General features: G+C 58.0%; 6 protein-coding genes and 1 tRNA gene. 5 read left to right on the forward strand and 2 right to left on the reverse strand.

Annotated features, from left to right (window positions below; genetic code table 11):
• The first annotated feature begins 23 nt into the window (after window positions 1–23).
• Window positions 24–419, forward strand: coding sequence for a peptide-methionine (R)-S-oxide reductase MsrB (gene msrB / locus KDX37_RS26505; protein ID WP_231656199.1), 396 nt, complete (start codon window positions 24–26; stop codon window positions 417–419).
• A 144-nt stretch (window positions 420–563) separates the two neighbouring features.
• Window positions 564–1,058: a glutathione peroxidase gene (locus KDX37_RS26510; RefSeq protein WP_231656201.1), complete on the forward strand. Its 495-nt coding sequence runs from the start codon at window positions 564–566 to the stop codon at window positions 1,056–1,058.
• 3 nt (window positions 1,059–1,061) lie between these two features.
• Here the strand turns inward: KDX37_RS26510 and KDX37_RS26515 are convergent, their stop codons facing one another.
• Window positions 1,062–3,422 carry a response regulator gene (locus KDX37_RS26515; protein WP_231656202.1) on the reverse strand — a complete coding sequence of 787 codons (2,361 nt, stop codon included), beginning with the start codon at window positions 3,420–3,422 and terminating at the stop codon, window positions 1,062–1,064.
• Between the two features lie 89 nt (window positions 3,423–3,511).
• Between KDX37_RS26515 and KDX37_RS26520 the strand changes: the two genes are divergently transcribed.
• A complete protein-coding gene (locus tag KDX37_RS26520) occupies window positions 3,512–4,402 on the forward strand; it encodes an ATP-binding protein (RefSeq protein ID WP_231656204.1) in 891 nt (296 codons plus the stop codon).
• Complete coding sequence (locus KDX37_RS26525) at window positions 4,399–4,881, forward strand: GAF domain-containing protein (protein ID WP_231656206.1); 483 nt, start codon at window positions 4,399–4,401, stop codon at window positions 4,879–4,881. The genes KDX37_RS26520 and KDX37_RS26525 overlap by 4 nt, the downstream gene beginning before the upstream one ends.
• Before the next feature lie 64 nt (window positions 4,882–4,945).
• Here KDX37_RS26525 and KDX37_RS26530 read toward each other — a convergent pair whose 3' ends face one another.
• Entirely contained in the window at window positions 4,946–5,704 is a 759-nt protein-coding gene (locus KDX37_RS26530; protein ID WP_231656208.1) for a hypothetical protein, read from the reverse strand.
• Window positions 5,705–6,000: 296 nt separating this feature from the next.
• Between KDX37_RS26530 and KDX37_RS26535 the strand changes: the two genes are divergently transcribed.
• Window positions 6,001–6,076, forward strand: a tRNA-Glu gene (locus KDX37_RS26535).
• Window positions 6,077–6,097: the final 21 nt, after the last annotated feature.

Below are 6,097 nucleotides of genomic sequence, written 5' to 3' on the forward strand. Positions count from 1 at the left end.
TTTTCGAATTCGGAGGTGTACCTGTGGACAAGCTGAACAAAACGCTCGAAGAGTGGAAGCAGATGCTCGACCCCGAGCAGTACAACGTTTGCCGCCTCAAAGCGACAGAGCGGCCGTTTACTGGCAAGTACAACAGCACCAAGACGCCTGGCGTCTACCATTGCGTGTGTTGTGGCGAGGCGCTGTTCGACTCCGAGACCAAGTTCGACTCGGGTTGCGGCTGGCCGAGCTTCTATGCACCCATTGAAGGCAGTGCAGTGGTCGAAGTGCGAGACATGACTCATGGAATGATTCGTACCGAAGTGGTCTGCTCCAAGTGCGACGCGCACCTGGGTCACGTCTTTCCTGACGGCCCCAAGCCCACCGGCCTGCGTTATTGCATCAACTCGGTCTGCCTGACGCTGCAAGCTCGCGTGTAACGCCACCGTTCACGAGCGGCTGCCGTGCTTATCGACCCGTATCAACAAGGGGAATCGGAGTGCATGCCGCTCGTCTGCACGCTACTGTCATTGGTCAGTTCTGATCCCCGTTCTTTCCAATATTCATGACCCCGAGGCGCTGCCATGAGCGAAGACCTGCTTAACATTCCGTGCACCACAATCAAGGGCGAGCAGAAAACCCTCGCCGACTTTGCCGGCAAGGCGGTGCTGGTGGTCAACACTGCCAGCAAATGCGGGTTTACGCCGCAATACAAAGGACTGGAAAAGCTCTGGCAGGATTACAAGGATCAGGGGTTGGTGGTGCTGGGTTTTCCGTGCAACCAGTTTGGCAAGCAGGAGCCAGGGGACGAGGGTGCTATTTCGGGATTCTGTGAGCTCAACTATGGGGTGAGTTTCCCGTTGTTCAAAAAGATCGATGTCAACGGCGACCAGGCTCATCCTCTGTTCATTCAACTCAAGAAAAAGGCCCCGGGTTTGCTTGGCTCTGAGCGTATCAAGTGGAACTTCACCAAATTTCTGATCGGCCGCGACGGCAAACTGGTCAAGCGTTTCGCGCCGCTGACCAAGCCTGAAGAGCTGACAGGCGAAATCAAGGCGCTGCTGAGTCAGTCGAGCTGACCATCACTCAACGGGATGGTGTTCGGTCACCGGTACCCACCGGTCCAGGATCCCGATCAGTTCGCTGCGCCTGAATGGCTTGGCCAGATAGTCGCTCATGCCTGCCGCCTTGCAGCGTTCACGCTCATCGGGCATGGCATTGGCGGTGACGGCAACGATGGGCAGGTCAGGCCAGCGCCCGCTCCGACGGATTTGCCGACTGGCCTCGTAGCCATCCATCACCGGCATGTTGCAATCCATCAGCACCAGATCGAAGTGCCCCTGTTCCAGTTGCTCAAGGGCCTCTGCGCCATGGCTGCTGACAATCACATCGCAGCCCAGCCTGGCAAGGATGCCCTTGGCCACCAGTTGGTTGACCGGGTTGTCTTCTACCAGCAGCACTCGCGCCTGACGCTGCACAGGGAGCTCCTGGGTATGCAGGTTCCGGGTGCTTGTGCCTTCCTTGTTCAGAACGCGTCGCAGCGTGTGATAAAGCGCGTTGCGTGCCAGCGGTCTGGCCTGCTGCTGGAGTGGGGCGAGGGCGCTTACCTGTTCGCCTGGCATGAAGTTGCCGTAGGCGGTGACCAGCAGGATTGGCACCGAGGTGACGGGTCGAATCGCGAACAGGCACTCGGGACAGTCAGTGATGATCAGGTCCGGGAGGGTGTCCAGTTGCAGCTCTGAGGTCTGGTCATCAATGCTGCGACGCTTCAACGTCACGCCCCAGCCCGGAAGAAGGCTGCCGAGCAATTCGACCAGGCCGCTGCCCGCCGAGCTGATCACCGTCACCCGGCCTTGCAGCGGTGGCGGTTCGACTGCTGCAAGGTGGACCGGCAATGGCAGGTCTGCACTGAATACGCTGCCAAGGCCTGACTGCGATTGAAAGCTCAGCGTACCGTTCATGGCTTCGCACAGGCTGTGGGTGAGTGCCAGCCCCAGGCCGGTCCCACCGAATTGACGAGTGATAGCCGCTTCTGCCTGGGTGAAGGGCTGAAAGATCTTCGCCTGTGCTTCCTGCGCAATACCAATGCCGGTATCACGCACGTCGATTTTCACTCTGTCCTGCTGCGTTTGTGGGTCTTGATAGCGGCTCAGACGAACGTCCACGCGGCCGAAGCGGGTAAATTTCAATGCGTTGGACAGCAGGTTGCTGACAATCTGTCGAACCCGTGTCGGATCGCCCATGACCATCGCCGGGAAGTCTGGCTCGATCAGGCAGGTCAGCTCTACACTCGGGGCGGCGTTCTGTGAAAGCAGATTGGCCGTGTCTTCGACCAGCAGGCCCATGTCGAACGGGATGAGCTCGATCTCAAGATGGCCTGCGTTGAACTTGGACATGTCGAGGATATCGTTGAGCAGCTCTACCAGCACTTTGCCCGAGTCATGGGCAATCATCAGTTGCTGGCGTTGCTCGGCGCTCAGCGGGCTGTCCAGTGAAAGCGCCAGCATGCCGAGCAGGCCGTTGAGGGGGGTACGAATCTCATGGCTCATGTTCGCCAGAAATGCAGAGCGTGCGTTGGCCATGTCCAGTGCGGTGCTTCGGGCTATCTGCAATTCTTCGTTGGATTGGCGTAGGCGGTCGTTGCTGGTCCGGAGTTCGTTGGTGCGTGCCGAAACGATGTTTTCCAGCTCATTCATGTGGTCGGTCAGCCGGTCTTCAGCTTCGCGACGTCTGGACAGTTCACTGGTGACGGTTTCGATCTGGCGGTTGAAGGTTTCCACCAGCACCCCGATTTCATCTTTCTCGTGGTGAAGCGGACAGCTGATTCTGGGCCGCTCGGCGCTGCGCGGATCGTGCTGGCTAAGCTCCCGGATGACAACGACCAGAGGCTTGGTGAGGGTTGCGTAAAACAGCAGCGTCAGCAGGGCGGCCAGCACCAGGCTGCGGACGAATCCATTGAGCAGGGTAATCTCGGCGCGCTGCAGAAAATGGCTGCCAAAGGCAAAGGTGTCGACGGTCAGGTACAGCGTCCCGATGCTTTCATTCGGCATAAGGGCCAGGTGCAGGTTTTCCTCGAACTGACGGCTTTCGCCGAACATCCAGTCGCTGAGCACGCGGTAGCGACCGCTGGCCATCGGTCGATCAACGCTTGCGAGCACCACATTGTTATTATCGGACAGCCTGGCGCTCACTACCGCCGGGGAGTGCAGCAGCCCCGCGGTAAGCTCCTGAGCCAGCTCGGCATCGATGTTGTATGCGATGCGCGAGGCGGGGGTCTTGATGATTTCCAGCAGAGAACTGATTTCGCGATCTATGGAAGCGTCTTCGCTGGCATAATCGATCGCAATCTGAAACAGACTCAGCAAGGTTCCCAGCGCAAAGCCGATCAATACAGCCAGGCGTGCCTGCTTGAACGAAAGCCGTTGGGTGAATGGTATATCCATGAGTCCTTACTGCCACTTCAGGTGCCCGGTGCCCGGCAAGCATAGCTGATCGGATGGGGTGGATAATCAGTTAAATATAAGGAGAAACCGTGGATTCCCGGTTGAATGCTTTTCTGGAACGAGCCGACGCGGTGCTTGCGCGTCTCGAGCCTCTGTTACCGGCGCTGCGCGAGCCAGTTGACTGGACGCAAACGCTGGCCGCACGCTGGGTTCGAGAAGGTCGCAGCGGCTATCTGATGCCGCTTGAAGTCAGTCTCGACATGCGTTTGTCCGACCTGATCGGGGTTGACTTGCAGCGTGATCAGTTGGGTCGCAACACGCGTCAGTTCCTCGACGGCCTGCCAGCCAACCACGCCTTGCTATGGGGCTCGCGAGGCACCGGCAAGTCGTCGATCATTCGCGCGTTGCTGGCCGAGTATGCGCCGCTCGGCCTACGGCTTATCGAGATCGAACGTGACCATCTGGGCGACTTGCCACGCGTGGTCGAGCAACTGCAAAAGTTGCCGCAGCGCTTCGTGCTGTTCTGCGACGATCTGTCGTTCGAGTCCGGTGAAGGCGATTACAGGGTGCTCAAGAGCGTGCTTGATGGTTCGCTTGAGCAGGCACCAGACAACGTGTTGTTGTACGCCACCTCCAACCGTCGCCATCTGGTGCCGGAGAAGGAGAGCGACAACGAGAACTGGAAGCACGTCGACGGCGAACTGCACCCCAGTGAAGCGGTGGAGGACAAGATCGCGCTCTCTGATCGTTTTGGCTTGTGGCTGTCGTTTTACCCGTTCACCCAAGAGCATTACCTGAACGTGGTCGAGCACTGGATCACGCAACTGGCGCTGAAAGCAGGGCTCAAATGGCAGCGCGACGAACAGCTCGACAAGGCCGCCATTCGCTGGGCGACCGGGCGCGGCAATCGTAACGGCCGCTGCGCCTATCAATTTGCGCGCTATTGGGTGGGACTTGAATTGTTGGAGCAACAAAGATGATTGACTTGCAAGATACCGGCGCTGGCCTGAATGGCTACAACCTGCTGGCTGCGCAACTGGAAGCGCTGTTGGCCGATGAGCGCGACTTCATTGCCAACGCGGCACAGTTCTCAGCTTTTCTGTATACCCAGCTTGATGACCTGAACTGGGCAGGCTTTTACCTGAACCGTGACGAAGAGTTGGTGTTGGGGCCGTTTCAGGGGCAGATTGCCTGTGTGCGAATTCCGTTCGGTCGCGGCGTTTGCGGCGCGGCAGCGCAGAGTCGCCAGACCCAGCGTGTCGAGGATGTGCACGAGTTTCCCGGCCACATCGCTTGTGACAGCGCTTCCAACAGCGAACTGGTAGTGCCGTTGGTCAAGGACGGACGGTTGATCGGTGTGCTGGACCTGGACAGTCCGAGTGTGGGGCGTTTCAAGGAAGGGGATCAGGCGGGTATTGAACGACTTGCGGCTATCTTTCTGGCATCGACCGACTGCTGAGCCGGTCAACAAGCCGCTGCCGGATGCTCGATCATGAGCGGCAGCGGCGTTGGCAGGACCGTCATCAATCGTAGATGACTTTCTTCTTCCACTCCGATTCGGTGTCGTCGGCCTTCAAGCCTTCAGTCAGAGCGTTATCATCGTCTTCGGTGGGCGCAGTGTTGGTCAGTACCATGGAGTTGGCACGAGCCAGCTGTTTTTCCATCGCCAGCAGCTGTTGCTGATACGTCACCGGGTCCGGCTGGTTGCGCAGATACTGCACGCCACGCTCGAAAGCCAGACGTGCCTGGCCAGGCTGATCCTGCGAAAGTGCCATTTGCCCCAGATTATTGAAGAACTCGATATGCAGCGTGACCAGAATGGTACGTATCTCGCGGATCCAGTGCTTGGCTTCGCTGGTCTGCAAAAAGCCGTCGTGAGCTGCACGTGTAACCTGACCATGAAGGGCTTCCAGCAGAAAGCGCACGTCCTTGGCCTTGGCCTCTGTCTGGATCGGGGTGACTGGGTTGGTCACTTCGATGCGGTCACCTTTGGCGACCTGCTCTTCCAGCTCGCCAACGCGGTGCTTGAGCTGCGCATTACCTTTTTCCATCGCCAGCATGCGCTGAACGACGTTCAGTTCCAGGCGGGTCAACAGCAGCTTGAGTGCGGGTGACATCAACTGGCCTGGAAACACTTCGGTGATCTCGCTGCAGCGGCGCAGACGATCACTGAGTTCGACTTTGGCGCGAGCCTTGTCCAGTTTGCCGTTTTCAGCGACGTGATTCAGATAGCCGATCGCGATAAGCAGCGCGATGCCAGCTACTACTATCAGCGTGATCATGAGTGGACTCACTGCACAAACCTCATTTGTTCGAATAGTTTTCCCCGCGAGTGTAGTGGCTAAGCACTACTGCGCATAGATGTACCCGTCGGAGTTTGTAGATAAGCTTCTATTATAGGTAAGTTATAGCGGACTGGCTCGCAACCGTCTGTCGCGGCTCCGAGCAGGGCGAAGTCGTTGATTTCAATAAATTTTCAGAATGGGGTTGACGACCCCCCAAACCATCCATAGAATGCGCGCCACTTACAGCGTAAAGCACACAGCGTAGCGCAATAAGTAGTGAATGTTGTACGTGTGTCCCCTTCGTCTAGTGGCCTAGGACACCGCCCTTTCACGGCGGTAACAGGGGTTCGAGTCCCCTAGGGGACGCCATTGCGGGAATAGCTCAGTTGG

Source organism: Pseudomonas californiensis (assembly GCF_021147775.1).
Taxonomy (GTDB): Bacteria; Pseudomonadota; Gammaproteobacteria; order Pseudomonadales; family Pseudomonadaceae; genus Aquipseudomonas; species Aquipseudomonas californiensis.